The organism is Paenibacillus sp. OT2-17, assembly GCF_009827695.1.
Taxonomy (GTDB): domain Bacteria; phylum Bacillota; class Bacilli; order Paenibacillales; family Paenibacillaceae; genus Paenibacillus; species Paenibacillus polymyxa_B.
The window spans coordinates 1-1,990 of record NZ_WUDQ01000637.1 but is presented as its reverse complement, the minus strand read 5'-3'; the positions used below and the strand labels follow the sequence as shown (position 1 = coordinate 1,990).

The following is a 1,990-nucleotide window of genomic DNA, read 5'->3' as shown; positions in this document are numbered from 1 at the left end:
CTGTGAGACTGTACTCGACTTTAGGGGGGACTTGAGGATATTCTTTTCGATTCACCAGACCATCCGCTTCCAGTTCTTTTAGTTGTGAACTCAATGTTTTATAAGTAATAGCCCCTATCTGTCTTTTCAGATCATTAAAGCGAACTGTTCGGTTTTCGGCTAGGAGATAAATAATAACCATTTTCCATTTACCACCAATCAATGAAACTGTATAACCAAAAGGTGTATCTTGAATATTTTTAACTTTACCTTTAAATTCAGCCATACTCATGTTTACACTATCCTTTCGGGTAGTACCTATCAAAATAGTGCGTACTACGTTTTTATTTGTGTTCAGTTTATACTAACCTTACTTTTGAAGTAAAGGAGAGAAAAACATGACTAAAAAAACAATACGCCTGTTAATGCCACAATGGCAAGGGGGAAACAATCCTAATTACTCTTTTGGAGCCGAACTGCTTGCTTGGCTAGCTCCGGATAATGAACAACCTCTTATTCATGTTCCAGTTCAAGCTTATAAGGGTACTCCGCTTGAAAACGAAAACGGTATGAATGGGAGAAAACAGCTACTTGAACAGTTAGAGGCTGCTCAGCATATCATTGATGCTCATAAGCCAGATCGCATTGTAATGTTTGGTGGTGACTGCTTAGTGGAACAAGCTCCATTTGCCTATTTGAACGAACGATACGGTGGGGAATTAGGTTTAATTTGGATCGATGCTCACAGTGATTTAGTTAGATATGTGGGCTATGATAACGGTCATACATTACCGCTCGGAAATCTTTTGGGAGAAGGAGATGAGGAGTTCACAAAACATGTGAAAATCCCACTAAAACCTGAAAATGTCTTTATCGCGGGATTAGCGGCTCCTACAGAACAAGAATCAGAAGTCATTTCAGAAGCGTTTCAAAGACTAGGTATAGCTCCTGTAGAATCAGACACAGAAATGATTCAAAGACTAGGAATTAAAACTGCAGGAACCAAAGAGTTAACGAATAGTACTGAATCTATAAGAGAGTGGATTAAAGAAAGTGGCATTAAGCACCTAGCTATTCACCTTGATTTAGATGTGCTTGACCCAAAAGCATTTCGTTCTTTATTATTCGCCAACCCTGAAGCACCTTATAATTTTTCTCCTGCGGGAACAATGCAAATGCCTCAGCTACTTAATCTGATTAAAGAACTATCTGAAGAAACAGATGTAGTTGGATTAGGTATAACGGAGCATATGCCGTGGGATTCTATTAACTTAAAGAATCTGCTTGGAGAGATACCTATTTTAATATCTTAGGATAATCGTTTATTATTTTTATATTATCTTTCTTAAAAGGACAATCAAGGAGAAGTGGTCGTACGATTTCAGGAAAGATAGGGCGATTGAATATAAAATATAAATTAAAATGAGGGAGTTGACCTGTAGGGGTATGGTCTTTTTATCAGTTTGTCTGTTTGTACTCCGCTTATACTTTTCGGAAGCTACACATTAGGCGAATATCCCCTATAATGGATTCTTAAAACTAAAATTACAGGAGCATCTTAGTATGTCAAAATACGTCGAAATCGGTTACCCAATATATGAAGGAATGCCTGTTTATCCAGGAATGCCAGAAGTGAAGTTAGAGCCTAGAGAGCGTTTGGACAAAGGGGATGCCTGGAATGGAAGTGTGTTAAGTATGTATCTTCATGTCGGCACCCATGTCGATGCACCGTGGCATCATTTAAATAACGGTAAGGGAATAGATGCTGTTCCGATTGAAGAATTCATCTATCGAAAACCGCTATTAATTGATTGTCCTCTTGATCCGAACGGCTTTATTACCATTGAAATGCTTCAGGAATATGAAGAGCTGCATGAAGCGGATATTCTCATCTTTAATACAAGCTATTGGAAACACCGAGATACGGATTTTGAGAAATACGCTAATAATTTCCCAGCCGTCTCTCCCAAAGCAGCGGAATTCATCAGTAAAAATTTGCCAAACTGCAAAG

At 38.3% G+C, this 1,990-nt stretch carries 3 protein-coding genes; 2 read left to right on the top strand and 1 reads right to left on the bottom strand.

What is annotated here, in order from left to right; all coding sequences use genetic code 11:
* Window positions 1-271: winged helix-turn-helix transcriptional regulator (locus GRP75_RS25560; RefSeq protein ID WP_160790730.1), on the bottom strand; the 271-nt coding region annotated here is incomplete at its 3' end.
* A 106-nt stretch (window positions 272-377) separates the two neighbouring features.
* Between GRP75_RS25560 and GRP75_RS25555 the strand changes: the two genes are divergently transcribed.
* Window positions 378-1,292, top strand: coding sequence for an arginase family protein (locus tag GRP75_RS25555; protein WP_160790729.1), 915 nt, complete (start codon window positions 378-380; stop codon window positions 1,290-1,292).
* Window positions 1,293-1,542: 250 nt separating this feature from the next.
* Window positions 1,543-1,990: cyclase family protein (locus GRP75_RS25550; RefSeq protein WP_160790728.1), on the top strand; the 448-nt coding region annotated here is incomplete at its 3' end.

Bases quoted from the DNA above. Each gene is read 5' to 3' on its own strand.
- GRP75_RS25555 (WP_160790729.1), top strand. From the start codon at position 378: ATGACTAAAAAAACAATACGCCTGTTAATGCCACAATGGCAAGGGGGA.